This is a genomic window from Nocardioides aquaticus (assembly GCF_018459925.1).
In the GTDB taxonomy this organism is placed as follows: Bacteria; Actinomycetota; Actinomycetes; order Propionibacteriales; family Nocardioidaceae; genus Nocardioides; species Nocardioides aquaticus.
This window is the reverse complement of sequence record NZ_CP075371.1, coordinates 3,681,554-3,705,013: the sequence shown is the minus strand read 5'-3', so window position 1 is coordinate 3,705,013 and position 23,460 is coordinate 3,681,554. Positions and strand designations below refer to the sequence as shown.

Here is a 23,460-nt window from a genome sequence, read left to right as displayed (position 1 = left end):
ACCGGGCCGTGACCAGGCGGCTCGTCCTCGGCTTCGTCGCGCTCGTCCTGCTGCTGGTCGCGGTCCTGGGCTTCGTCCGCAACGTGAACCTGCTGGGCAACCTCCGCGCCCACGACGCCGCTCACGCCACGTCCCAGGCCCGGGTCCTGCTGGACCTCGTGCAGACCGCCGAGGACGCCGGGCGCCCGCTGGACTCGGCCGCGCTCGCCGAGCTGGTCGACGACGCCGAGCGCCTCGAGGTACGTCGCGGCGACGTCCTGGAGGCGGCGGCGAGCGGCCCGGCGTTCGAGGTGGGGGACGGGCGGGACCGTGCGGTCGAGGCGTCGGCCTCGGCCGGGGACCTCACCGTCCGGGTGGTGGAGTCCGCCGCCGGCTGGCGGGAGGTGCTGGCCGTCGACCTCCCCACGCTGACGGCGATCCTGCTGCTCGCCGTCCTGGCGGCCGCTGCCACCGGGTGGCTGATGGCCCGGTGGTTCGCGCGACCCTTCACCCGGCTGGCCGCGGCGGCCGGGATGCTCGGCCGCGGCCGCTTCGACCTCGACCTGCCCCGGACCCGGGTGCCGGAGGTGCAGGCGGTGGCGGCTGCGCTCGAGGCCAGCGCGGCGGCGCTGCGCGACCGGATGGCGCGGGAGCAGCAGTTCTCGGTGCACGCCTCCCACGTCCTGCGGACCCCGTTGACCAGGATGCGGCTCGGCCTCGACGAGCTCTCCCACTCCGGCCTCGACGCCGAGGCCGTCGAGGCCACCCGCCGGTGCCAGGCCGCCGCCGACGAGCTCGACTCCGTCGTGGCCGACCTCGTCGCGATGACCCGCCGCGGGGCGCTCATGTCGGGCGCGGAGGTGCCGCTGCAGGAGCTGGCCGCCTCGCTGGCCCAGCAGTGGGCCGACGGCCTGCTCGGGCTCGGTCGCGGCTTCTCCGCCGCGGTGGAGGGCGACCTCGACCTGACGCTGACACCCGGCCCGGTCGAGTACGTCCTCGACGTGCTGCTGGAGCAGGCCCGTACCGAGGCCCGGGACCAGCCGAGGGGTGACGGTGCGGGCCCCGTACGCCTGGTGCTGGTGGGGGCGCCGGCCGTGGTCCGGCTGGAGGTGTCGGGGATCAGCCCGCCACCACGCGAGGACCGCGGGGACGCGTCGGACCCGACGGGCCGCCTGGAGCAGGCGAGGTCGCTGGTGCGGTCCCTGGGTGGTCGGATGGAGCCCCGGCCCGGGGGCGACGGGGTCAGCGTGCTGCTGCCGCCGCGCTGAGCGGGCCGGACGTGAGCAGGGCCGGACGTGAGCGGGATCGGACGTGAGTGGGACCGGACGAGACGAGGGAGCAGGACATGACGGAGGACGTGGACGACGGGCCGGTGCTGGTCGAGGAGCGTGAGGGCGGCGTCCTCGTGGTCACGCTGAACCGGCCGCAGGCGAAGAACGCGGTGGACGCGGCGACGGCGGAGGCGTTGGCGGCGGCCGTGGACCGGCTCGAGGCCGGCGACCACCTGCGCGCCGGGGTGCTGACCGGCGCCGGCGGCACCTTCTGCGCGGGCATGGACCTGAAGGCGTTCCTGCGCGGGGAGACCCCGATGCTGCCCGGCCGCGGGTTCGGCGGCCTGACCGCGCGACCGGCGCGCAAGCCGATGATCGCGGCCGTGGAGGGGTGGGCGGTGGCCGGCGGGTTCGAGCTGGTCCTGGCCTGCGACCTGGTGGTCGCGGCCCGCACCGCCCGCTTCGGCGTGCCCGAGGTCAAGCGCGGCCTCGTGGCGGCGGCCGGGGCCGCGGTGCTGCTGCCGCAGCGGGTCCCGCGCGCGGTCGCGCTGGAGATGCTCTACACCGGCGACCCGATCGACGCCGAGCGCGCCGAGGCGCTCGGGCTGGTCAACCGGGTCACCGAGGAGGGCGGCGCGCTGCTCGGTGCGTTGGAGCTGGCCGGGCGGATCGCGGTGAACGGGCCGCTGGCGGTCCGGGTGACCCAGCAGGTCGCCCGGGAGGCCGCGGACTGGACCTTCGACGAGGCGTGGGAGCGCCAGGACGAGCTCACCCGGCCCGTCTTCCTCAGCGACGACGCCCGGGAGGGGTCGGCGGCGTTCGCGGAGAAGCGGGCCCCGCGCTGGACCGGTCGCTGAGGCGACCTACCGTGGTCCGGTGACGACCGAGGACCTCGCGGGGGACCGCACCACCCCGCTGCTCGACCCGGTCTACCGCGGGGCCACGGTGGGCGCGGTCGCGCTGGTGTTCCTGGCCGCGTTCGAGGCGCTCGCGGTGGCCACCGTGATGCCGACGGTGGCCGCCGACCTCGACGGTCGGGACCTCTTCGCGGTGGCCTTCTCGGCCACGCTCGCGGCGAGCGTCGTCGGCATGGTCGCGGCGGGGTCGTGGGCCGACCGCCGCGGCGCGGTGCGCCCCCTGCTGGCCTCGGTCGCGCTGTTCGCGGTCGGGCTGGTCGCGGCCGGGCTGGCGCCGACGATGGCCTGGCTGGTCCTGGGCCGCTTCGCCCAGGGGCTCGGCCTCGGCGGCCTGATCGTGGCGCTGTACGTCCTCGTGGCCCAGGTCTACGCCCAGGTCGACCGGCCCCGGATCCTCGGCCTGTTCGCCGCCGCCTGGGTGCTGCCCGGGCTGGTCGGCCCGTTCCTGGCGGGGGTCGTGGCCGACACCCTCGGCTGGCGGTGGGTCTTCCTCGGCGTCGTCCTGGTCGCCGCCGGCGCGCTGGCCCTGCTGGTCCCGACCCTGCGGAACGTGCCGCCGCCGGAGGCCGCCGACCCCGACGCCGCGGCGGTGGCCGGGCCGGGCGGCACCGGCCGGCTCGCCCTGGCCGTGGCGGTCGCGGCCGCGGTGGTCGCGCTCAACCTGGCCGGCTCCCAGACCGGGGTGCTCCGGGCGGTGACGGCCGTGGTCGCGGTGGCCGCGGCGCTGGTCGCCGTACGACCCCTGCTCCCGCGCGGGACCCTGCGCGCCGCGCGCGGGCTGCCGTCGGTGATCGGCCTTCGCGGGCTGGTGGCCGGCGCGTTCTTCGCCAGCGAGTCCTACCTGCCCTACCTGCTCCAGGAGCAGTACGGCGCCGCGACCTGGGTCAGCGGGCTGGTGCTCACCGTGGCCACGCTCAGCTGGGCCACGGCCTCGCAGGTGCAGGGCCGGCTGGGGGAGCGGCTGCCCGACGAGTCCGCGCTGCGGATCGGGTCGGTCCTGCTCGCGGTCGGGGTCGCGATGATCCTGGCCATCGCCGCGCTGGCGCTGCCGGGGCTGCTCGTCGGGGTCGGCTGGCTGTTCGCCTCGGCCGGGATGGGCCTGATGTTCCCCCGGATCACCTCGGCGGTGCTGAAGCGGACCGCGGTGCAGGAGCGCGGCACGGCGACCTCGGCGATCACCATCAGCGACTCCGTCGGCGCGGCCGTCGCGGTCGCGGTGGTCGGGCTGGTCTTCACCGCCATCGGCACCGCCGCCGACCGCGGGGCGTTCGTGGGCGTGCTGGTGGTGGCCTTCGCGGTCTCGCTGGTCGCGGTGGCGGTGTCGCGGCGGACGTGAGCCCCGTCCGCACCGCGGTGGGTCAGGAGAGGCAGAGGCAGAACGGGTGCCCGGCCGGGTCCAGGAACACCCGGAAGGACGTGCCCGGCTGGTGGGCGTGCTTGGTCGCGCCGAGCTCCAGCACGGCGGCCTCGGCGGCGTCCAGGTCGTCGACCACGACGTCGAGGTGCATCTGCTGCGGCACCTCCTGGCCCGGCCAGTCGGGCGCGCGGTAGTCCTCGGCACGCTGGAAGCAGAGGCACTGACCGTTCTCGGCGCGCGCCTCGAACCAGGCGCCGGCGTCGTCGGCGTCCTCCACGACGGTCCAGTCGAGCATCGCGGCGTAGAAGCGGGCGAGCGCGCCGGGGTCGGCGCAGTCGAGGACGGTGGTCGGGTAGCGGGCGATGGCCATGCGCGACCGTAGGCCTCGTCGCTCAGGCCCGCAACGACGTCTCGATGGCGTCGAGGGCTCGTACCCGGAAGGAAAGAAGTAGTCCCGCGCACCGGGACCAGCCCGCTGACCTGCGGCGACGTGGTGCCGCGGGTGCGGCTACGTACTTCGTTCCTTCCGACTACGAACCGATCAGGGCAGCGGTGGGCCGCCCACCCCGCCGGCGTGCGTACGTTGCCGCCATGAGCGACCACGAGACGATCAACGCGACCGACGAGCCCCACGGCACCGAGAGCACCGAGACCCCCGAGGTCCCCGCGGGCGGCACCGCCGCCGGCGCCCCGGTCAGCGGCGCCGAGATCACCGAGGAGGCCGCGGAGAACGCCGTCGAGCCCGACGACGCCAACCGCAACTACGAGGTGGACGGGCCGCAGGCCGGCCACGCCTGACCTCCTAGTTCAGCGGGCGGGTGCCCTCCGGGACGCCGCCGCCGGCGTGCACGGCCTCGACCAGCTCGGCCAGGGCGGTGAGCGCGACGCGCTGCGAGAGCGGGCCGTAGGAGACACGGGCGACGCCGAGCTCCTCGAGCCGGGCCAGCGGCAGGTTGCCGGGGATCCCGATCAGCGTCAGGCGTTGCGGGCCGCACGCGTCGACCAGGGTGGTGACCTCGTCCTCGGACAGGACGCCGGGGACGAAGACGACCGGCGCCCCGGCGGCGAGGAACGCCCGGCAGCGCTCGACGGCGTCGGCCAGCACGTCGGCCCGGGGCCGGTCGCCGGCCTTGACGAACGCGTCGGTGCGGGCGTTCAGCACGAAGTCGGGCACTCCGGCGGCCTCGGCGGCCCGCATCACCTGGGCGACCTGGTCCACGGCCTGCTCGAGGGGCTTCATCTGGTCCTCGAGGTTGGCGCCCGCGATGCCGACGCCGACGGCGCGCCGGGTGGCCTCGGCGGCGTCGCCGTACCCGCCCTCGAGGTCGGCGGTGACCGGGAGGTCGGTGGCGGCGGCGATCCGCCCGATGGCGTCGATCATCTCGTCGAGCGGGATGTTCTCCCCGTCCTCGTAGCCGTGCGAGGCCGCGATGGAGTGGCTGGCGGTGGCGAGCGCGGCGGTGCCCGGGACGTCGGCGACGACGGTCGCGCTGATCACGTCCCAGACGTTGACGACGGTGAGCAGCGCGGGGTCGCGGTGCAGGCGGAAGAGCTCGGTGGCCTTGGCGGCGGTGTCGGTCATGGGCCGATGCTGGCACGGACGCCCGCGCGGCCGTGTCCTCGTGGCGGGGCGTGGGGCGGACGGGACCGGAGTGGCCGGTGGGTCGGTGGAACTACCCGGGTTCTCCACAGATCCCATCCTGGGACTCCCCAGCGACCTGCTCCGGTGCCTACGGTCAGGCTGGTCTGGACCGCCCGACCCGGGAGTGATGATGGCGCTGACACAGCCCGTGCCGTACTCCGGGAACGGTGTGCGCCGCGCCGGGGGCCACGCCGCGCTGGTCGACGACCTCGACGAGCAGGCGCGTGTGGTGGTCCGCCGCGACGGCGTCGACCCGCAGCGCGACGCCGGCGCCGTACGCCGGATCGCGGCCGAGGTCGTCCGCGCCCACGACGAGCGCAGCCTCACCGGTCGCGTCGTGCCGGTCGCCGACCCCGAGGCCATGGTCGGCGAGATCGTGGCCCGGATCGCGGGGTTCGGGCCGCTCCAGGCGCTGCTCGAGGACCCCGAGGTCGAGGAGATCTGGATCAACGACCCCAGCCGGGTCTTCGTCGCCCGGCGCGGGCGCCACGAGCTGACCAACCTGGTCCTGACCGCGGCCCAGGTGACCGAGCTGGTCGAGCGCATGCTGAAGAGCTCGGGGCAGTTCTTTCCTAGGTAGGCGCTCGCCTCCTGGGCGATACAGCCGCCCTCGTGCAACGCCGCAGCAACTTGGAGTCCCCGGGTGACGGGGCCTTGCTCACACGTGAGGTGATCCCGTCGCGATCAGGCGATGCTGTCGGCAGTAAGGCTTACCGTCCTCGCCATGATTACTGAGAACTTGGCTGAAGCGCCCTGCAAGCTGTGCGGATCGCCCGTCTACCTCGCGGACGGCATGACGCCCAGGCGCATGGCTGCTCCGCCTCAGCCGACGAAGATCCGCCGCTGCTCGAACGCGGAGTGCCGGTCCAACAGGTCAGGCCCGAAGCGCATTACCGAGACGCCGTAGAAGCGCTTAGTCAGGTTCCTGGACCCGGACGTTCTTGAGGCTGTCCGGAGGGGGACCTCCGTGGGACACAAAGCTTGACGCTTCGAACTTCGCAGCCACTTCGTCTATCGCCTCGGTGACAACCTCGGGCGGCAGGGGGCTGTTCTCAATGTGGACCCATACGTTGCGACCACCCAAGGTGACTTCGATCTTGACGCGGGCGGATACGCCGAGCTTGCTCAACGTCTGAGTCAGCCGCTTCGACAGGCGAACGTCTGTATCGACCTCGGAGTTGGTACGGGTGATCTCGCCCAACCGTGAACTGCGCGCGCGTACCGGCGGCGGCGCATAGCGCTCCAGCACCCCACGCATCTGATCCATGTCACGGGACAACAGGTCCAACTTGGCGTCGGTGGGGCTTTCGCTCACCTCTGGTGTCTGCGCGCGCATGGTGAGGCCAAACCTCTCCCAGAGCGGGTTCTTTCCAGCGCAGGCCTTCACCGAGGCAGTGAAGTGGGCGGATAGGGCTTCCACTTGGCCGTCCACCATCCACGGGCGTAGGCCTGAGTCGTAGGGAAGGGTGTTCAGCCCCGCTGTGTCGAATGGAAGGGGCACCTTGTAGTCGCTCACGAGCGCGATGGGCTTGTTCAGCGACGTGCGCACGCCCAGCTCGAAAAACACGTTGGCATTGCTCTGGCTGAGGTCGCACAGGACGAAGTCCGCTTGCTCCAGGTTCTGAATGATCCGGCTGTGGATCAGGTCAGTCCCGCTGGCTGCGGGACGTATAGCGGTATACCCGGCTGCCTCGATGGCCGGTACGAAGAGGTGTTCCATGACGTGGTCCCAATGCTCGGGGTCGTCATAGATCTTGGCTTCGTGCTCATGCGTGGTGATGGGCATCGCGATGAAGCAGGTCGGCTTGTCGTCCGACAAGTCAGTCCTCCTTGGACTTGCCGCCGAAGCGTCGCGACAGGTAACCCAGCGCGAACAGCACCACCCCGACGCCCAGTGCTAGCAGGAGGTCGTCGCCGTCAGATCGCAGGAGCAGGATCACCACCATGCCGACGAGGGCAGCGACCACGCCGCTCATAAACGGGTCGAGCTTGTAGCTCGCGACTTTGCTGACGTTGCTCTGCTTCGTTGCCATCCCTGCCCCCATGGTGTTGATCTGGTGCCCGCACCGTACGGCCTAGAAGTCGCTGGGCCCAGAGGCCCCTACAAAACCAGAGGGGGCCGTGGTGTTTCGGCCACGGCCTCTCTGCTGAGCGCTCAGACCAGGGTGGAAGGTGCTGTCGGCAGTTTGTCCTAGGGTCCGCTCCATGCTGGCGCATCTACTCCCGGGGTTCAGGGACATCCGTACCCCACTGGTCACGGGCTACCTCTACGCCCTCGCGGCCTGGCTTGTTCTTGGCCAGGAGCGGTTGGTGCCAACTGCCGGTGACGGAGGAGCTCCCGGTCGTGTAGCTGTCCTGGCGGATCTCGTCGGCCCTACCGCTACCTTTGCTGCTATCAGTTTCGTCGCTTACCTGCTCGGATCGATCCTGATGATCAGGCAATGGCCGCCGGGGATGCAGTTGGTGGAGTACGGGCCGAGCGGTATGCACGCGCAGCTTGGGTTCGATGAGTACCTGGCGTGGGTAAACGAGATCTCGTCCGCCTGTGATGGTCGAATCAGCTACTCCTCGCTAAGAGCCGATCCCGGGATCACTGCCAACTTCTCAAGAAGTCTGGAGGACGGCTGGAGGAACCGTCGCTATGAGGCGTTCGAGGAGGTTCGGAAGATCTACACGACCCGAAAGCGAGGCGACCCCCCACTGGATCTGCTTCCGAACGATGCGTGGGTTCGAGGCAGCGGGAAAAAGGGCACTCTCCGGCCCAGCGAAGACAGCGACTGGTGGAATATCGAGGAGAACCTCGATGACTTCCCCGACCAGCGTGACTTCGAGCAGGCGATCTTGGCGTCCCTGGATTACGAAAGGGAACGCATCGTGACTCGTATTCGGGTCGAGAGTGCTGCGATCTACGACGACTACGACCGCAAGAGGAGCGAGGCGGAGCTTCGGTACAGCATGACCGTTCCCCTCATCGCCATCACGGGGATCGTTAGCTTCACCTGGTCATGGTGGTTCATGGCGTTTCTGGTGGTGCCGGTGGCGCTCCTTCGGGATGGTTACAAGATCGAGCGGGAGTCTGTCGAGCGTGTCCTTGCCGCCGTTCAGTTCGGCGGTGTCGAGGCTCCGGTCGTGGAGACGCTGAAGGCGCTTCTGTTGAAGGCAGAAATCAGGAGTAGCAACTACGTCGAGAACGTCTTCCCGGACCCGTTGGCCATCAACGGAAGGGCATCGGAAGGAGACACAGGATCACCTGAGGCTCTTGGCGACAAGTGGCGCGACGTACCTCTTGAGTAGTAGCCGCTAGCTCTCGCGGTCGTCCATCGCTCGATGCACGCCATCCTCAATCTTCTGATCCATCGTCCCGTTGGCCAGGTCGGAGGTCTGCTGAGCCGCCTGCCCCACCTTGAAGAGGGCAGCGACCGAGGCGATGAGGGAGCCCACCCCGGTGAGGAACAACGAGATGACCCGGCGGGGTTCTGGCTCTGCTCCATGCCGGTGGCGATGAACACCACCGCAGCAGCCAGACACCTCGATCTGTGTGCTGGTCCCGCCGTAGTCTGGCGGCGAGCAGCCACGAGCAAGCGCTGACGTGACGCTGCTGGTGTGCTTGCAACACCAAAGGAGTGGAGGAAACGTGAAGACGCTGGCGGAGGCAAGGCTGAAGCGTGTCCGAGCCCTAGAGCTGGCTGGGCAAGGAGCGTCTTACGACGCCATCGCAGAGGCAGTCGGTTACGCCCATCGTGGGTCTGCGCACCGTGCGGTCTTCAAGGCGCTAGACGAGCGTGAGGTCGAGGACGTGGAAACGCTCCGACGCATCGAGGGTGAGCGCCTGGACTCCCTACTTGCTGCTCTGTGGTCGAAGATCCAGGACGGAGAGATCGAGGCCATCCTCACCGCCCTACGGATCACTGACCGTCGCATCCGCCTCCTCGGCCTAGACAGGAAAGCTGCCTCCTCCGAGTCCGACACAGGTTTCGCCGCTTTAGTCGTTGACACCACGGAAGGCGCAGAGAGAGCAACCATGAGCCAGGTGGTCAGGTGGTCGGAGAGGGACAGGAGCGTCCCGATGTAGTACGACAAGTCGACGCAGTCCTCCGCCCTGCCTTGTTGCGCGCGCGGCCAAGGTGACTACCCGTAGAGGTCCGGAACTGCCTCGGTCCCGGGGGCACCGCACGAGGTCCACCGTTACAACTCGACAACACGGATCTGTAGGGGGCCGTTGATGTCAGTGGGTGTGGTGAGGTTGCGGGGTGGACCTCGTCCTCCAGCGCCTGGTCGGTGATCCGACCGGAGAGCGGCGGTGCGGACGAGGGCAAGGACTCGGTGGCACCGGGGTCCGGATCAGACCGCAGCTCCACCGCCATCCTGGTGGCCCGCTCATGCAACTCGTCGAGGTACTTCCTGGGTGCTGCTATGACTTTCATCCTCCAGCGGTTGAGAGCCTCCACCAGACTCGGGGCGATTCACTACCCAGTCCTGACGGCTGCGCTGCAGGGCTAGGGTCGGAATTGGCTCAGCGACTATGTGTTTGTCCCCGAACGCGTCATTTGAACGAGAGATGGCCGCACAGCCCAGGACCAAGCACGGCACCCCGAGTCGGGCGCTGCGCGAGGACATTGCATGCGAGCCCCCGACGCATCTCAAAACTGCATCAACAGCCAGGAAGCGTGAGGAGAACGAGGGCACCGTGGATAACGACAAAGTGCTTGGCAGAGCGAGGCGGGTGTCGTGAAGGAACGGGAGACGATCCTCGGCATGCTTCGTGTCAGGGGACTCCTGCCCCAAGCCGAAGTGGCTGTGACGCAGGGAATCGCCTGGCTGTGCTCGGGCTCCGGCGAGAACGACCCGCTCCAACCGTTGATCGAGGCCGCCGGGCTACCAGTAGGCGCTGACTCCTTCTGGCGCGCAGAGGTAGTGGCGCACGACCGGACGCGCACCGACCTCGAGTGCTACTGGGCGGTTGGGACTGCCCAGGTTTGGTTGACACTCGGGTTGATGGTTCTCAGGCCGCGTCTGCGGCTGCGTAGATCATCTCAAACTCGATCGGGGTGAGCTTGCCGAGGGCTCGTTGGCGACGGCGGCGGTTGTACTTCGTTTCGATCCAGCTGACGATCGCGAGGCGCAGTTCTTCGCGGCTGTCCCAGCGGCGGGTGTCGAGGACGTTCTTCTGCAGCAGCGAGAAGAAGCTCTCCATGGCTGCGTTGTCACTGCTCGATCCGACTCGGCCCATCGAGCCGCGCAGCCCGTTGTTCTTCAGCAGGCGAACCACCTTCTTGGAACGGAATTGAGATCCTCGGTCGCTGTGCACGATGGTTCCCTCCGGTGAGCGCAGGGCGATCGCGTTGCGCAGCGCGGCGGCAGCGAGTCCGGACTTCATCCGTGAGTCGATGGAGTAGCCGACGATCTTGTTGGAGTAGCAGTCCTTGACCGCACACAGGTAGAGCTTCCCCTCCCTGGTGGGGTGCTCGGAGATGTCGGTGAGCCAGACCTGGTTCGGGCCGGAGGTCGCCCCCACGAAGTCGTGGCTCACCCGGCCCTCCTCATCGACGCTCGCGAGCAGGTCGTCATGGACAGCCGGACCGGGCTTGCCGGCCTTACCCGACGACGGTGGTGGGAGGCGAAGACCCCTGCACGACGGTGGTGGGAGGCGAAGACCCTGCGGTTGAGCACAGTCGCCACACCCGGTTCTCGCTGGCGGTGATGCCGACGTCGGCAAGCTCGTCGGCGACGAACCGGTAGCCCAGGGTGGGGTCATCGGCGTGGATGCCCAGCACGACGTCGATGACGTGTGCGTCATCCCAGTCCCGTTGGGACACCGGGTCTTTGAGCCACTTGTAGTACCCCTGGGGCGACAGCCCCAGGACCCTGCACGCCACCGCGACCGGCACCCTGATGCGGGCACCGGTCGCGGCCATCTCACGGACGAGCGGGAAGACTATTTTCCCGGCAGGTTCGCCTGCGACAGATAGGCAGCTGCCCGGCGCAGGACCTCGTTCTCCTGCTCCAGCAGCCGGATCCGCTTCTTGGTCTCACGCAGCTCGACACGCTCAGCGTCGGTGAGGCCGGGACGGTGACCGTCCTGGACATCAGCACGCTTGAGCCAGTTCGACAGCGTGCCTTCAGAGATCCCGAAGTCCTTCGCGATCTGGGACAACGGAGCCTGACCCTTACGGGCCACTGCCACGACATCGTCGCGGAACTCCTTCGGGTATGCCTTCGCCATGGTCGACATCCTTCCAGCGAGGACGGATCCTCACAGGTCAGGTGTCAACCAAAGTCTGGGCAGACCCGTTCCGCCACCCGCGCGTCGTCGTCGAGGCCAAGCTCGGACACGAGCTCTCAGTGCAGCAGGTGCGCACCTATGCCGATGACCTGGTTAGAAGGTCGGATGTTGACGGGCAAAGGTCTCTCATGGTTGTGCTGGTGCCCGAGCACCGTCGTCGTGAGGCCGAGGACGTCATTGCACAGGCCCGGAGGTCGGACAACCACGACCTGCTGATGACGGTCTGGAGCTACGACCAGGTACTTGCAGCCTTGACCGCATCGCTCGGAGCAAATCCCGACCTCGAGCAGCTTCGAGGACTGATCCAGGTCTCGGAAGCGCTCGACATTAAGCCCTTCACCCAGGCCGAACTCGACACGAAGTGCGCCGCACGCCACGCAGACCTGGTCCGCGTCGTGGCCCTCGCCTCGTCCGCCTTGAGCAACGACGGCCGCAGAGTTCTGCCCTCTCGAACTCAAGACCCTGACTTCGAATGGATGCGGTACGTCGAGGTAAACCCCGACAAGACCTGCATCGGGGTCGGGGTACGTCGCTCCCCAGAACACCTAGGGGTTCCGTCCTGGATCTGGGTGCGAGTGCATCGAGGCACCTACAACGCCGAAAGTGCTGGGCGACTTCTCGAGGAGGTATACCCGGGACGAGCGGCGCTACTTACTGACGGAACCACATGGATGCCGTTGACCGTGCCGGTGGGAGTGGGCGGTGCCGCGATGCAGCAGGCACTCCTCGACCAGCTCACTGAGATTACGCGGGTCCTAAGCCACTGCGTTGACGACCTCCCGTCATGAACCGCCGCGAGATCAGCACATTCGAGGCCCTCAGGTGGAACACAAACTGGACCAAGCGTGACCGCGAGCTAGTGACCGCCGCGATCGACGCCCTGCCACCCAACAGCGTCCTGTACATGCCAACGTCAGGCGGCTACATCGCAGCGGAGCGGTACGGGGAGCTCAATAGGCAGAACTACAATGCGAGCAACTGGCGAACCCGTGATGGCTGGCGGCGCATCCTGATCATCCATCGGGGACACATCGAGTGGCCCTACACCGTGGGGGAGGCCAGTCCTGACCCCGGTATGTTCCCAGGCCTAGTGGACTTCGAGCGGGATGCCTTTGGGGCGACCGCCAGCGGCCTCCGCGTCCTGCTGTCGACCGCTGGTGGCTTGCAAGCCAGCACGTCGACGACAAGCGGGAAGGTGGTCCGCGCCTGTCCGCGCTGTCATCTCGAGCTCTCCGTGGCCGGGGCATGCGACAACTGCGGAGAGTGAGCGTGGGCGTATCGGATAACGAATCCCATCACGTCGCGGTCCGAGCTTCACCTTTCGTAGGGGACGCCGGGAGTCGACAACCTGGTTCCTCACCGTTTCGAGGTTAGAGCGCTTGGGCCAACAGGCACTCGACAAGTCGGGTGAGTATCTGAGCCAGGGCGGCAAGCGCGAAGGGTGGTGAAAGTGGGGCACCGCGATCTAAGCCGGGTGATTCTGGGCTGACTTCTTATCGACAGTTACGACCGGGAGAGCTGCGCCCTACAGGCCGAGGATCTCAGAGCGCAACACGCGCTCGAGCGCACCCCCGCTGGCTGTGACTCCTCGCGACTAGCCTGGGGCTTTGAACACGACGAGACGCGGAGATTGAGCGCATGGGCTACGGCTTCCGGATGTACTACCTCCAACTGCACGAGGGATTTGGACGAAGTCCGCTTGACCTCACCGAGCCGGTTTGTGGCAAACCGGCGACGGACTGGCTCACGGGATTGCTAGCCGACCTGGCTAAGGACACCAGCACACGGTGGGCGATGCCAGCTCTGCGCAATGCCGCCGACGGGTCGGACATCACCCCGGAGACACCGTCGGCTCGAGGCCACCGCGCGATCAAGTGGATCGACTACGCGCACCCCGGGACACTGCACCTGTCGACCAACGTGCGATATGGGTCGGTGGACGGTCACGATCTTGCCATCGGGCGTCCGCAGGACATCGACATCGCGGGAACCGCGCCGTCCTACCCCTTCCGTGTTGAACTCTTGCTCCCGAAGGCTGGTGACACGGGTCTACTGATCGCAGAAGATGTAGACCGCTCCTGCCCCGGCTTGGCCGTCGCGCAGTGGCTCGGGAAGCAGTCAAAGGTGAACGCGGGGAATGGGCCGTGGTGGCGTCTCAAGTTGACTGCTGTGTCAGACGACAAACGACTGACCGAGCTCATCACCGAGAGCAAGCGCGCTGAGATACGTCTCAAACGCAAGGGCAAGTCGAGCAGCGGCAAGCGCTACCAGAGCCCGTTGACGATCGTGGCCCAGCTTGACAGGTCCGATGAGCGCAGCGACCTCCTCACCGAAGCCAAGAAGTGGGTGGCGGGGGACAAGAAGGCCAAGGCGGGGAGCGTCGCAGTCCTCTCAGAGATCGCCGGTGTCAGCGACTTGGACCCAGACGAGGCTGACGTGTACCTCACCGACTCGAAAACGGGTCACCGGATTAAGCCCTCACAGATCGACGACGTATTCATCTACCCAACGGGCGACTCTCGGACTACGCCCGAGAAGTGGAAGTCCGAGATCATGAGCCGGTTGTCGGTGCTGTCTGGCAGCCTCGGGTTCGACGTAGAGTGGTGAGATGACGGCGGAGGCGGACCATGAGCGACCGGCTTGACCCGCGCGACCTGTTCCGCGGGCAGTGGAAAGCGCTGACGCTCCGCGCCGGAGCGGCGACCCGCGCGGACCTCGTGGGGCGGGTCCTGGTGTACCTGGTCCCTCTGGCGGCGGGACTCGTTGCAGGTCTGTCAGGGTTCGCGATCAAGAGCCCAGATGCCATCCTCGCTGGGCTCGCGCTGCTGGTGGGCGGGCTGCTTGCCGTGTTCGCTCAGATCGCGGGGTGGCGCGAACGACTCACGGAACGATCGCGCCCGTTCGGGGAGACTGAGGAGTCCGATCGAGAATCCCTGGACGAGGCAGTGACGCACGTCCTCGTTGCAAGTTTCTGGTCCGTCGCCGGTCTGATCGCGGTGGTCGCCGGGCAGTCGACTACAAACGAGGTCGACGGGTCGTTGACCGGTTTGAGCTGCGGCATCGTGGTGGCGATCGGTCTTCACATCGCGATGCTCTTCATGCTCGTCATCTTCAAGCTGTACGACTCCTACCTCTACATCAATAGGGTGAGCGACAGACTCAGCGGTTCAGTCCGCGACTAGGTCCGGCGTAGCGAGGCGGCCCGAGGAGGGTAACCGCTTTTGACCTGGGTGACATGTCTGAGGGTCCGGTCACGGGTCTCTCGACGCAAGCCAGCTCGATTCTGCGGCGCTCGTACGCTGCGTGCGAGCCGTCGGTAAACTTGGACAACTCCGACCACGCATAGTTCCCATCGTGAAGTGTGCATTCCGTCTCCGCCGCTTTGATTGCTGCGTCTGCAAAGCCTGCACGTGAGGCAAGATGCTGACGTGCCGACCAACATTCATGATGTCCTCGACGACCTGCGGGCCCAGTCCCTGGACGAAAGGGACAAGGGTGACAAGTTCGAACGCCTGATCCTGAACTTTCTGCGAACCGATCCGGAGTGGTCGAGCCGGTTCTCCGATGTGTGGCTGTGGTCGGACTGGCCGGGGCGCGAGGGTCGGCCTGACACCGGGGTCGACCTGGTCGCCCGGCACCGAGACCGCGCGGGCCTGTCGGCCATTCAGTGCAAGTTCTATGCCGCGACGCACAAGGTCTCTAAGGGCGACTTGGACACCTTCCTGTCTGCCTCCGGGGGCACGGAGTTTGTCTCTCGCTACTTCTTCGACACCGCAGACAACTGGAACGCCAACGCGGTGGAGACCGCGGGCCGCCAGGCGGTGCCTGTACAGCGCGTCGACTTGGCCTACCTCGACGAGGCCAGGGTCGACTGGGACCAGTTTTCGTGGACGACACCCGAGGTCCTGGTCCCCGTCGGGCCAAAGCAACTACGGCCGCACCAGCGGCGTGCTCTCGATGATGTACGCCGAGGGTTAGTCGGGGCTGACCGAGGGAAGCTGGTGATGGCGTGTGGCACGGGCAAGACCTTCACCTCCCTGAAGATCGCTGAGGAGATGGTCGGCGCGGGGGGCACCGTGCTGTTCCTAGTGCCGAGTATCCAGCTGCTTTCGCAGACGCTGCGCGAGTGGATGGCCGAGTCAGCGGTCGACCTACGCCCGTTCGCGGTCTGCTCCGACGTTCGGGTCGGGCGCAAGAGCACCGACGAGGGCGAAATCTCGACAATCGACCTCACCGAGCCTGCGACCACCGACGCCACCCGGTTGGTGGAGCGGATGGGTGTCGGTCGGCATTCGACGCCGAGGATGACGGTGGTCTTCTCGACCTACCAGTCCATCGACGTGATCGCGGAAGCTCAGCAGCAGGGCCTTGGAGACTTCGACCTGATCATCTGCGATGAAGCGCACCGGACGACCGGGGTGACGCTGTCGGACTCGGACGAGTCCCACTTCGTTCGGATTCACGACAACAACGTCATACATGGTGTTAAGCGGCTGTACATGACGGCCACACCGCGAGTGTTTGGTGAAGAGGTCAAGCGCAAAGCCGCCGAAGCCGAGGCCGTGCTGGCCGACATGAACGACGAAGCTGTCTTCGGCCCTGAACTGCACCGCCTTGGATTCGGTGACGCCGTTGAGGCCGATCTGCTTACGGACTACAAGGTGCTGGTCCTGGCAGTCGACGAGGAGTACGTCGCCGCGAACTTTCAGACCGCGATGGCAACCTCCGGAGAGATTGCCCTGGGCGATGCCGCCAAGCTGCTGGGCTGCTGGAACGGGCTCTCCAAGCGCTACGTCGACCCCAACGAGCGCCTGAGCGATCCGCAGCCGATGCGACGGGCGGTGGCATTCGCGAAGGACATCAAGACCTCCAAGCAAGCCACCGAGTCCTTCCCGGTCCTGGTGGACCGAGCCATCGACAGTGACACCGACAAGGGCCAACGCCGCACCCGGATCGAGTCGCGACATGTGGACGGGACGATGGGCGTCCAAGAACGCAACAAACACCTGGCCTGGCTCAAAGGCGACCCCGATGAAGGCACCTGTCGGGTGTTGACTAACGCCCGGTGCCTTTCCGAGGGCGTAGACGTTCCAGCGCTGGACGCGGTGATGTTCTTGACGCCGCGTGGCTCGCAAGTAGACGTTGTTCAAGCGGTCGGCCGCGTGATGCGTAAAGCTCCAGGGAAGCAGTCTGGCTACATCGTCCTGCCGGTGGTGGTTCCCTCCGGGCTTAGCGCGTCGGAGGCACTCAACGACAACAAGCGCTACCAGGTGGTCTGGCAGGTCCTGCAGGCACTCCGCTCCCACGACGAGCGCTTCCACGCCATGATCAACCAGATCGAGCTCAACAAGACCACCACCCCGGACCGCGTGATCGTCGACCTTGTCACCCCGCCACCAGAGAACGACCCGATTGGGACTGAACCGGTTGAGAAAAGGCCGGGGAGCGAACAGTTGAGTTTGCCATTCGACATCGATGAGTTTCGCGACGCGATGTTCGCTCGCATCGTCAAGAAGGTCGGTGAGCGCAAGTACTGGGAGAGGTGGGCGTCCGACATTGCCGATATTGCCCAAGCGCACATCATTCGCATTCGGGGGTTGCTGGCAGATGAGGACTCCGCCCCAGCGCAGGAGTTCGCGGCCTTTCTTGAGGGTTTGCGGGGCAACCTGAACGACAACATCACCGCCGACGAAGCTATTGAGATGCTGGCCCAGCACCTCATCACCCGTCCTATCTTCGAGGCCCTGTTCGCCGGATACGACTTCGCGAAGAGCAACCCGGTGGCGCGCACCATGGAACTTATGCTTGCCAGCTTGGACGAGCATAACCTCGATGCCGAGCAGGCTCACCTGGATCGCTTCTATGCCTCAGTGCGCCGCCGGGTCGAAGGAGTCTCCTCAGCGGAGGGTCGTCAGCGAGTGATCGTGGAGCTTTATGACAACTTTTTCGCGAGCGCGTTCCGTAAGACCGTAGACCGGCTCGGGATTGTCTATACGCCGATCGAGATCGTCGACTTCATCTTGAACTCCGCCGACGACATCATGCGCGAAGAGTTCGGACGCGGCCTTACCGACGAGGGCGTACACGTACTCGATGGCTTCACCGGTACTGGCACCTTCATCACTCGGCTGCTGCAATCGGGTCTCATCAAACCGCATGATCTGGCGCGCAAATACGCCAGCGAGTTGCACGCCAACGAGATTCTGCTGCTTGCTTATTACATCGCCGCAGTCAACATCGAAAGCACATACGCTGCCCTCTCCGAAGGCGGCAGCTCGCGCAGCAGTGTGGGTGCCGACGCCTACGAACCGTTCCCCGGACTGGTGCTCACTGACACCTTCCAGTCCTACGAGGACGGTGATCGCGACGATCTCGATATCTTTCCGGCTAACCACGAACGAATCGAGCGCCAGCGAAGGTTGCCGATCACCGTCATCGTTGGCAACCCGCCCTACTCGGTCGGCCAAGACGCAGCCAACGACGACAACGCGAATGTGAAGTACCCGAGCATCGACGATGCGATCCGGGCCACTTACGCGGCGCGCTCAACCGCGACAAATAAGAACTCGCTATACGACTCCTATATTCGGGCCATCAAGTGGGCCAGTTTGAGGGTAGGCGACCAGGGTGTCGTCGCCTACGTCACAAACGGTGGCTGGCTCGACTCCAACGTCGCCGACGGCATGAGAAAAACCTTGGCCGAGGAGTTCTCCTCTATCTACGTCTTCAATCTTCGCGGCAACCAACGCACCGCAGGCGAGCAGTCGCGTCGAGAAGGGGGCAAGGTGTTCGGTGGGGGCTCGCGGGCCACGGTCGCGATCACCGTGCTTGTCAAGAAGAGTGGTCGCACCGGCCCAGCGATAGTTCGATACACGGATATCGGTGAATACCTGAGCCGCGAGCAAAAACTATCCCGAGTGGCTGAGGCGACGGGCATCGGGGGATTGCCGTCCGTATCTGTCGATCCTAACGAGCACGGCGATTGGCTTGGCCAGCGTGACAGTAACTTTATGACCTTCGTGCCGTTGATCGCGAAGGGAAACGCTGACGCCGTATTAGAGACCGTCTCGAACGGGCTCAAGAGCAACCGTGATGCTTGGGTTTACGGATTCGGATCATCCAGACTCCTCGCCCAGGTTTCGCGCTTAATCACTTCTTACTCTCGTGCGTCCGAGAGATTGAGTCGAGGGCTCGAGGCCGAGGGCGATCCAGTTGCGATCAGTTGGTCGAGGTCGCTGCGAGCACATGCTGCGCGGGGCAGGCCGCTGAAGGTGGATGGTGGCCGCCTCCGACAGGTCATGTATCGACCATTCGTTCGACAGAACCTATACGTCGACCCTCTGCTCAACGATTTCCCAAGTCGGACAGCTGACTTGTTCGGGTCAGGCGGAGACCGACCAAACCTTGGGTTCTACGCCGTTGGTGTGGGCGCGACCTCGCCTTTTGCGCTGCTGGCGGCAGACCGCATCGTTGATGTCCAGGCGCTGGGTGCAGGCCAGAACGGGCAGTTCTTCCCGCGCTGGACTTGGACCTCAGTTGACGGCGGGGCCCTCGACTTCGGTGACCAAGAAGACGTTGTCAACGGGTACCACCGCAAGGACAACGTGACCGACCAGGCCTTAGCCCGGTGGCGGGCGGCTTACGGCGAAGTGTGGACCAAGGACGACGTTTTCTTCTACTGCTACGGCTTGCTCCACTCACCCGACTACCGTGCGAGATTTGCTGCCGACCTAAAGAAGATGCTGCCCCGCATCCCGCTTGTTGCGGCCTCGAGCGACGCGCGGGCATTCGCTGATGCAGGTCGTGCACTGTGTGACTTACACCTTGACTATGACGCGGTGCAGCCGTACCCGCTCGTCGGTTTGGATGCCGCTCCGGTTACTGACGGAGACGAGGCGTCCTACCGCTTCTATGCGGTTGGGGCGACCAGAATGCGGTTCGGCACACCTAGCGCCGAGGCCAAGGCGGCTGGGGAGCGGCACGACCGCAGCGTCATCCGTTACAACGACCGGATCACCTTGTCGGGGATACCGGCTGAGGTCTACCGCTACATGGTGGGCAGCAGGTCGGCGGTCGACTGGATCATCGACCGCTACTACGTCAAGACCGACAAGGTCTCAGGCATCGTCAACGACCCGAACGACTGGTCACGGGAGGTCGGCGACCCGCGCCACATCCTTGACCTGCTTGCGCGAGTGGTGACGGTCTCGGTGGAAACCATGGAGATTGTGGACAGCCTCCCTGCGCTGGAGGTAGTCCAGGAGGTGTGACGGATGTGCGCCGGGCATGGCCTTGTTGACTTAGGAGGGGCTGAGCGTGCACCAGGTATTCAACGGAAGGGCGGGCGTCCGTGAGAGGTGATGAGGCACGTGTTGTCGGCGCTTTCAGCAAGTGGCTCCGGTTGCAGGGTTGGGTCGTCCAGACGGAGGTGCGGTTCGCTGACATAGTTGCCAGTCGGGGAGACGCGCGCCTTATCGCTGAGGCGAAGGGGCGCACTACAGAGGTCGGCTTGGACGTGGACACGATGTACGGCCAACTGCTCCGGCGGATGGACGTAAAGGACGACAAGCCGGTGACCTACGCGGTGGTCGTGCCCGACGAGGCACGTGCAGCGGCATGCCGGGTGTCCAGGGACGTTCGCAAGGCGCTAGGTGTCGCGGTGTACGTGGTCGACCTCGATGGGCGGGTGGAGGAAGTCCAGACGTAGTCAGCCTCATCCGATCCGGGTATTGGACCAACAGTCCGATCGCTGGTTCGCAGGCGTTGCGTCGGTGCTAGGTGGTCCACTGTTGGCAGTCGACCACGGAGGAATGATGGGGATGTCTGACGAACGCCTCGCCGAAGCGGGTGCGTTGCTCGAGCGGATGGCTGAGCGGGTGTTCGGCGACGGGGGCGTCACCCGGCAGATCGCTACCGGGGAGTGGAACGGTTCGCTTTCAGATGAGGCGAAGTTCGACCTGGCCGAGCTGCTCGAGGTCACCGCCGAGCGGGTGAGGTGGACCCGGCAGCACGCAGCGGGGCTCGAACCGGCATCTCGAGCTGTCGACCTGGTCGCGGGTCACGCCGCTGGTGACCCGACGTGGCTGCCCTTGAACAGGAAGGAGCGCTACTACACCGGCACGGTGCTGCCCATGCTGGTGGCGAGCGACGGCTTTGCTCACCTCCACCGGTTCCTCGAACTCTGCGGTCTTCCGGAGGTGTCGATCGAGAAGTCCCTCGAAACGATGCGTGAGCTCACCTTCTACACCGAGTACGGCTTCGCTGAGTCTGTCTTCACCGACACCGACAAACTGGCCTGGCCTGACCTCCTCAACGCAGACACACCCGATGTCGTCATCGCCGGGCCGGACTGGCTGGTCGCTGTCGAGGCCAAGATGTTCCACAACCCCAATGCCTCGGCGCTCGAGGCGCAGATGGGTCGTCAGGCGAAGTTGGTCGACTACTGGGCCACCACCCGTGGACTTGACCCGCTACGGGTCCGGCACGTCCTTCTCCTTCCCGAGCCCTTGGCAGAGCGAGTGGGTTCTCTGCAGTACCCGGTGGTCACCTGGGAACAGGTCCTGCAGCGCTACGACATCGTCGGACCCCGGTACTGGGCCCGGGCCCTAGCGGTCGCACTTGCTCGCCACCCCGAGCTGCAGTCCCGCTTAGGCACCGGTGGGAAGAACGCAGACGACGTTCTGACCGGAGAGGCGATCGTCGCTGCCCACGCCGAGGGTTCGAACCAGTTCGACCAGATCGGCAGGTCCGGTGGGCTCACCGGCACCTCGTTCGCGTCCGACATCGCCAGCGGGGCGTGGCGCACCGTGAGCTACGAGGTGCGGCAAGGTGCGTTGCCAGGGAACCGGAACTGGTTCCCGATGGCCGACTTCATCACCGCCACCGGAGGTACACCGCCGCCCGTGGCGGAGGAGTAGAAGTGGCACTACCTCCGCGAAGCTGCCCGCAGAGTCCACTGGAGAAGAGCGAGACGGGTATGGGACATCGCAGCCCCCAACGTTGTTCTCGAGCCGAGATAGTGACGGGGTCGCGATGAGCCTGGTGATGTGTCCGCTGTGTACCGGCGATGACGAGGTTCACCTCGTGGAAAAACTCGCCGACGGTCGGCGACGGGTCGAGTGCCGCGACTGTGACTACCAGTGGGACCACGGCGACCCGGTCGCCGAGCGCAGACCTGCCGGTACCTCCCTCGCAGTCGCCAGGTCGAGGTTCCCCACGGCTGGGGACGTGCACCCGGAAGCAAGGCTCCGAGCCGAGATGCTGAAGGCGCAGTATCTCGGCGAGGAGCGCCCGGAACCGGACCCGAGGGTCGCGCCGTTCTGGAGCAAGTACCAACTCCTCTTCTCTGAGCAGGCATTGCCGACAGCACCACCGGAGGACCTCAAACGGTTCGCCAACGACCCGACCGGGGTCTACGTCGGATTCATGACGAGCTTTAACAACGCCTGGAACGAGATGGGAGAGGAAGCAGGTGCTGCGCTCCTGCGGCAGGTCGTCGCACATCTGCTGCGCGGCACACGTCCCCAAAGCCTTGAGGACCGGCTCACCCAACTGATCAAGGGGACCGTGCCGTTCACGATGCCGGGTTTCAAGGAGGCACTGCTGACGAAGACGCTGTGCGTGGTCTACCCGGACAAGTACATGACGATCGTGACCTATGACCAGAAGCGGATCATGGCGAAGGCCGTCTACGGCCTCGACCTCCCGGCCGCGGATCGGGTGGCCATGACCATTGGGCGTCTGATCGTGTGGAGCAACGACCTACTCAGCGAACTGGTCGGCGAGGGGTTCGCCCATCAGCAGCACGCCGCGGACTTCTTGTGGTGGGCCAAGGACCGAGGAGCAGGCGCATGAGCAGTGACGGTCTCTTCCACATCGGGCCCGACCAGAAGCTTGTCGCGATGACGGTCACGCCCTACGAGGCAGAAGACATCCTTCAGCAACTCCTCGAGACCCACCCTGACCTCCTCGCCGGTGGTCAGATGACGCCCGAGGCCCCCCGCCGGTGGGCACTGGTGAAGCGGGAACAGGGTGTCCCGGACCGCGACGATGCGGGATCGCGATGGAGCGTGGACCATCTGTTCGTGGACCAGGACGCCGTCCCAACGCTGGTGGAGGTCAAGCGGTCTACCGACACACGTATCCGACGCGAGGTCGTTGGTCAGATGCTCGACTACGCCGCTAACGGCGTCCGGTACTGGCCGGTCGAGGGCTTGCGCGCTGCCTTCGAGGCGACCCAGTTCGGGCTCGGAGGTGACCCGACTGAGGCTCTCGCGGCGCTGACAGAGAACAGGGGCATCACGCTTGAGGAGTTCTTCGCCAGCGTGGGGGACAACCTGAGGTCGGGGCGGATCAGGATGGTCTTCGTCGCGGACGTGATCCCCGATGAGCTCATGCGGATTACCGAGTTCCTCAACGAGCAGATGAGCCCGGCCGAGGTCTTCGCGGTCGAGGTCAAGCGCTACCGCGCCGTGGGCCACGAGGGAACGGTCATCGTCCCCAGCGTCTACGGACGCACCGCAGCCGCCAGCACGAAGGGCACCCCTCGTCGCCGGGTCGACCGGGAGACCGGCCTCGCGGCGTCTGCACCTGCCACGCTGCGCGCCATCGAGCTACTCGACCAGCTCGCGGACCACCTGGGACTTCTCGTGGACCACACCGCTAGCGGTTCCCATCTCAAAACGCCTGGCAGCAGTTCGCTGGCCACGGTCTACCTCGCGCAGTGGGACAGCCTCGATGTGCCCCTCCAACCGCTCCGCGAGCGCGGGTGGGTCGACGCAGCCGAGGCCGCTTACGCGGCGATGAGCGCCTCCACGACCAAGAGGCTGACGCTGACCACCCCGTCGATGCCGACCGAGGACGCCGTGGCCAACTGGGACCGGCTCCAGATTGAACTCGTCAATATCGCTAACCTCTATCTGAGCCACGAGTAAAGGTTTGTGCCTTATCGACCCGGCAACCGCTTGCTTCACTTGTATTCCGTTGTCTAGTTTATTGTGGGACAATAGAGG

General features: G+C 66.3%; 21 protein-coding genes and 1 pseudogene. 16 read left to right on the top strand and 6 right to left on the bottom strand.

Annotated features, from left to right (window positions below):
* Positions 1–8: 8 nt before the first annotated feature.
* The 3 genes from ENKNEFLB_RS17975 to ENKNEFLB_RS17965 all read left to right on the top strand — a co-directional run bounded on the left by ENKNEFLB_RS17975 (position 9) and on the right by ENKNEFLB_RS17965 (position 3,503).
* A complete protein-coding gene (locus ENKNEFLB_RS17975) occupies positions 9–1,247 on the top strand; it encodes a sensor histidine kinase (protein WP_214056622.1) in 1,239 nt (412 codons plus the stop codon).
* Between the two features lie 77 nt (positions 1,248–1,324).
* Positions 1,325–2,107: a crotonase/enoyl-CoA hydratase family protein gene (locus ENKNEFLB_RS17970; protein ID WP_246535644.1), complete on the top strand. Its 783-nt coding sequence runs from the start codon at positions 1,325–1,327 to the stop codon at positions 2,105–2,107.
* Positions 2,108–2,126: 19 nt separating this feature from the next.
* Positions 2,127–3,503, top strand: a complete 1,377-nt coding sequence (locus ENKNEFLB_RS17965; RefSeq protein ID WP_214056621.1) for an MFS transporter — start codon at positions 2,127–2,129, stop codon at positions 3,501–3,503.
* Positions 3,504–3,525: 22 nt separating this feature from the next.
* Here ENKNEFLB_RS17965 and ENKNEFLB_RS17960 read toward each other — a convergent pair whose 3' ends face one another.
* A complete protein-coding gene (locus ENKNEFLB_RS17960) occupies positions 3,526–3,894 on the bottom strand; it encodes a VOC family protein (RefSeq protein WP_214056620.1) in 369 nt (122 codons plus the stop codon).
* A 221-nt stretch (positions 3,895–4,115) separates the two neighbouring features.
* On the opposite strand from ENKNEFLB_RS17960, the gene ENKNEFLB_RS17955 reads away from it, so the two are divergent.
* On the top strand, positions 4,116–4,322 hold the full coding sequence (locus ENKNEFLB_RS17955; RefSeq protein WP_214056619.1) for a hypothetical protein: 207 nt from the start codon (positions 4,116–4,118) through the stop codon (positions 4,320–4,322).
* A gap of 4 nt (positions 4,323–4,326) precedes the next feature.
* On the opposite strand, the gene ENKNEFLB_RS17950 is transcribed toward ENKNEFLB_RS17955, so the two are convergent.
* The gene (locus ENKNEFLB_RS17950; RefSeq protein WP_214056618.1) at positions 4,327–5,106 is read right to left on the bottom strand and encodes an isocitrate lyase/PEP mutase family protein; all 780 of its coding nucleotides are present in this window, start codon (positions 5,104–5,106) and stop codon (positions 4,327–4,329) included.
* Positions 5,107–5,296: 190 nt separating this feature from the next.
* Between ENKNEFLB_RS17950 and ENKNEFLB_RS17945 the strand changes: the two genes are divergently transcribed.
* Complete coding sequence (locus tag ENKNEFLB_RS17945) at positions 5,297–5,746, top strand: hypothetical protein (protein WP_214056617.1); 450 nt, start codon at positions 5,297–5,299, stop codon at positions 5,744–5,746.
* 333 nt (positions 5,747–6,079) lie between these two features.
* Here the strand turns inward: ENKNEFLB_RS17945 and ENKNEFLB_RS17940 are convergent, their stop codons facing one another.
* On the bottom strand, positions 6,080–6,985 hold the full coding sequence (locus ENKNEFLB_RS17940; protein WP_214056616.1) for a hypothetical protein: 906 nt from the start codon (positions 6,983–6,985) through the stop codon (positions 6,080–6,082).
* Between the two features lies 1 nt (position 6,986).
* The gene (locus ENKNEFLB_RS17935; RefSeq protein ID WP_214056615.1) at positions 6,987–7,199 is read right to left on the bottom strand and encodes a hypothetical protein; all 213 of its coding nucleotides are present in this window, start codon (positions 7,197–7,199) and stop codon (positions 6,987–6,989) included.
* Positions 7,200–7,371: 172 nt separating this feature from the next.
* Between ENKNEFLB_RS17935 and ENKNEFLB_RS17930 the strand changes: the two genes are divergently transcribed.
* Positions 7,372–8,460, top strand: coding sequence for a hypothetical protein (locus ENKNEFLB_RS17930; RefSeq protein ID WP_214056614.1), 1,089 nt, complete (start codon positions 7,372–7,374; stop codon positions 8,458–8,460).
* Positions 8,461–8,466: 6 nt separating this feature from the next.
* Here the strand turns inward: ENKNEFLB_RS17930 and ENKNEFLB_RS17925 are convergent, their stop codons facing one another.
* Positions 8,467–8,607 (bottom strand): hypothetical protein, encoded by a 141-nt coding sequence (locus ENKNEFLB_RS17925; protein WP_214056613.1) that lies wholly within the window; start codon positions 8,605–8,607, stop codon positions 8,467–8,469.
* A 193-nt stretch (positions 8,608–8,800) separates the two neighbouring features.
* On the opposite strand from ENKNEFLB_RS17925, the gene ENKNEFLB_RS17920 reads away from it, so the two are divergent.
* On the top strand, positions 8,801–9,238 hold the full coding sequence (locus ENKNEFLB_RS17920) for a hypothetical protein (RefSeq protein ID WP_214056612.1): 438 nt from the start codon (positions 8,801–8,803) through the stop codon (positions 9,236–9,238).
* Positions 9,239–10,168: 930 nt separating this feature from the next.
* On the opposite strand, the pseudogene ENKNEFLB_RS17915 reads toward ENKNEFLB_RS17920, so the two are convergent.
* A pseudogene (locus tag ENKNEFLB_RS17915) lies at positions 10,169–11,389 on the bottom strand (IS3 family transposase).
* A 41-nt stretch (positions 11,390–11,430) separates the two neighbouring features.
* Here ENKNEFLB_RS17915 and ENKNEFLB_RS17910 point away from each other — a divergent pair.
* The 9 genes from ENKNEFLB_RS17910 (at position 11,431) to ENKNEFLB_RS17870 (ending at position 23,382) form a co-directional block, all read left to right on the top strand.
* A complete protein-coding gene (locus ENKNEFLB_RS17910) occupies positions 11,431–12,237 on the top strand; it encodes a hypothetical protein (RefSeq protein WP_214056611.1) in 807 nt (268 codons plus the stop codon).
* The gene (locus tag ENKNEFLB_RS17905) at positions 12,234–12,716 is read left to right on the top strand and encodes a hypothetical protein (protein WP_214056610.1); all 483 of its coding nucleotides are present in this window, start codon (positions 12,234–12,236) and stop codon (positions 12,714–12,716) included. The genes ENKNEFLB_RS17910 and ENKNEFLB_RS17905 overlap by 4 nt, the downstream gene beginning before the upstream one ends.
* A 371-nt stretch (positions 12,717–13,087) precedes the next feature.
* Positions 13,088–14,056, top strand: a complete 969-nt coding sequence (locus ENKNEFLB_RS17900; RefSeq protein WP_214056609.1) for a hypothetical protein — start codon at positions 13,088–13,090, stop codon at positions 14,054–14,056.
* 20 nt (positions 14,057–14,076) lie between these two features.
* Positions 14,077–14,631 (top strand): hypothetical protein, encoded by a 555-nt coding sequence (locus ENKNEFLB_RS17895; protein ID WP_214056608.1) that lies wholly within the window; start codon positions 14,077–14,079, stop codon positions 14,629–14,631.
* Between the two features lie 246 nt (positions 14,632–14,877).
* A complete protein-coding gene (locus tag ENKNEFLB_RS17890) occupies positions 14,878–19,719 on the top strand; it encodes a DEAD/DEAH box helicase (protein ID WP_214056607.1) in 4,842 nt (1,613 codons plus the stop codon).
* An 80-nt stretch (positions 19,720–19,799) separates the two neighbouring features.
* Complete coding sequence (locus ENKNEFLB_RS17885; protein ID WP_214056606.1) at positions 19,800–20,156, top strand: hypothetical protein; 357 nt, start codon at positions 19,800–19,802, stop codon at positions 20,154–20,156.
* A gap of 112 nt (positions 20,157–20,268) precedes the next feature.
* Entirely contained in the window at positions 20,269–21,366 is a 1,098-nt protein-coding gene (locus ENKNEFLB_RS17880) for a hypothetical protein (protein WP_214056605.1), read from the top strand.
* A 115-nt stretch (positions 21,367–21,481) separates the two neighbouring features.
* Positions 21,482–22,303, top strand: coding sequence for a hypothetical protein (locus ENKNEFLB_RS17875; protein ID WP_214056604.1), 822 nt, complete (start codon positions 21,482–21,484; stop codon positions 22,301–22,303).
* Positions 22,300–23,382, top strand: a complete 1,083-nt coding sequence (locus ENKNEFLB_RS17870) for a hypothetical protein (RefSeq protein ID WP_214056603.1) — start codon at positions 22,300–22,302, stop codon at positions 23,380–23,382. Before ENKNEFLB_RS17875 ends, ENKNEFLB_RS17870 begins: the two co-directional genes overlap by 4 nt.
* The last annotated feature ends 78 nt before the right edge of the window (positions 23,383–23,460 follow it).

What these genes read in the sequence shown, in the direction of transcription:
- ENKNEFLB_RS17935 (WP_214056615.1), bottom strand. Translation starts at nt 7,199, where the DNA reads ATGGCAACGAAGCAGAGCAACGTCAGCAAAGTCGCGAGCTACAAGCTC.
- ENKNEFLB_RS17945 (WP_214056617.1), top strand. Translation starts at nt 5,297, where the DNA reads ATGGCGCTGACACAGCCCGTGCCGTACTCCGGGAACGGTGTGCGCCGC.
- ENKNEFLB_RS17905 (WP_214056610.1), top strand. Translation starts at nt 12,234, where the DNA reads ATGAACCGCCGCGAGATCAGCACATTCGAGGCCCTCAGGTGGAACACA.
- ENKNEFLB_RS17930 (WP_214056614.1), top strand. Translation starts at nt 7,372, where the DNA reads ATGCTGGCGCATCTACTCCCGGGGTTCAGGGACATCCGTACCCCACTG.
- ENKNEFLB_RS17875 (WP_214056604.1), top strand. Translation starts at nt 21,482, where the DNA reads ATGAGCCTGGTGATGTGTCCGCTGTGTACCGGCGATGACGAGGTTCAC.
- ENKNEFLB_RS17880 (WP_214056605.1), top strand. Translation starts at nt 20,269, where the DNA reads ATGTCTGACGAACGCCTCGCCGAAGCGGGTGCGTTGCTCGAGCGGATG.
- ENKNEFLB_RS17955 (WP_214056619.1), top strand. Translation starts at nt 4,116, where the DNA reads ATGAGCGACCACGAGACGATCAACGCGACCGACGAGCCCCACGGCACC.
- ENKNEFLB_RS17950 (WP_214056618.1), bottom strand. Translation starts at nt 5,106, where the DNA reads ATGACCGACACCGCCGCCAAGGCCACCGAGCTCTTCCGCCTGCACCGC.
- ENKNEFLB_RS17900 (WP_214056609.1), top strand. Translation starts at nt 13,088, where the DNA reads ATGGGCTACGGCTTCCGGATGTACTACCTCCAACTGCACGAGGGATTT.
- ENKNEFLB_RS17960 (WP_214056620.1), bottom strand. Translation starts at nt 3,894, where the DNA reads ATGGCCATCGCCCGCTACCCGACCACCGTCCTCGACTGCGCCGACCCC.
- ENKNEFLB_RS17970 (WP_246535644.1), top strand. Translation starts at nt 1,325, where the DNA reads ATGACGGAGGACGTGGACGACGGGCCGGTGCTGGTCGAGGAGCGTGAG.
- ENKNEFLB_RS17870 (WP_214056603.1), top strand. Translation starts at nt 22,300, where the DNA reads ATGAGCAGTGACGGTCTCTTCCACATCGGGCCCGACCAGAAGCTTGTC.
- ENKNEFLB_RS17895 (WP_214056608.1), top strand. Translation starts at nt 14,077, where the DNA reads ATGAGCGACCGGCTTGACCCGCGCGACCTGTTCCGCGGGCAGTGGAAA.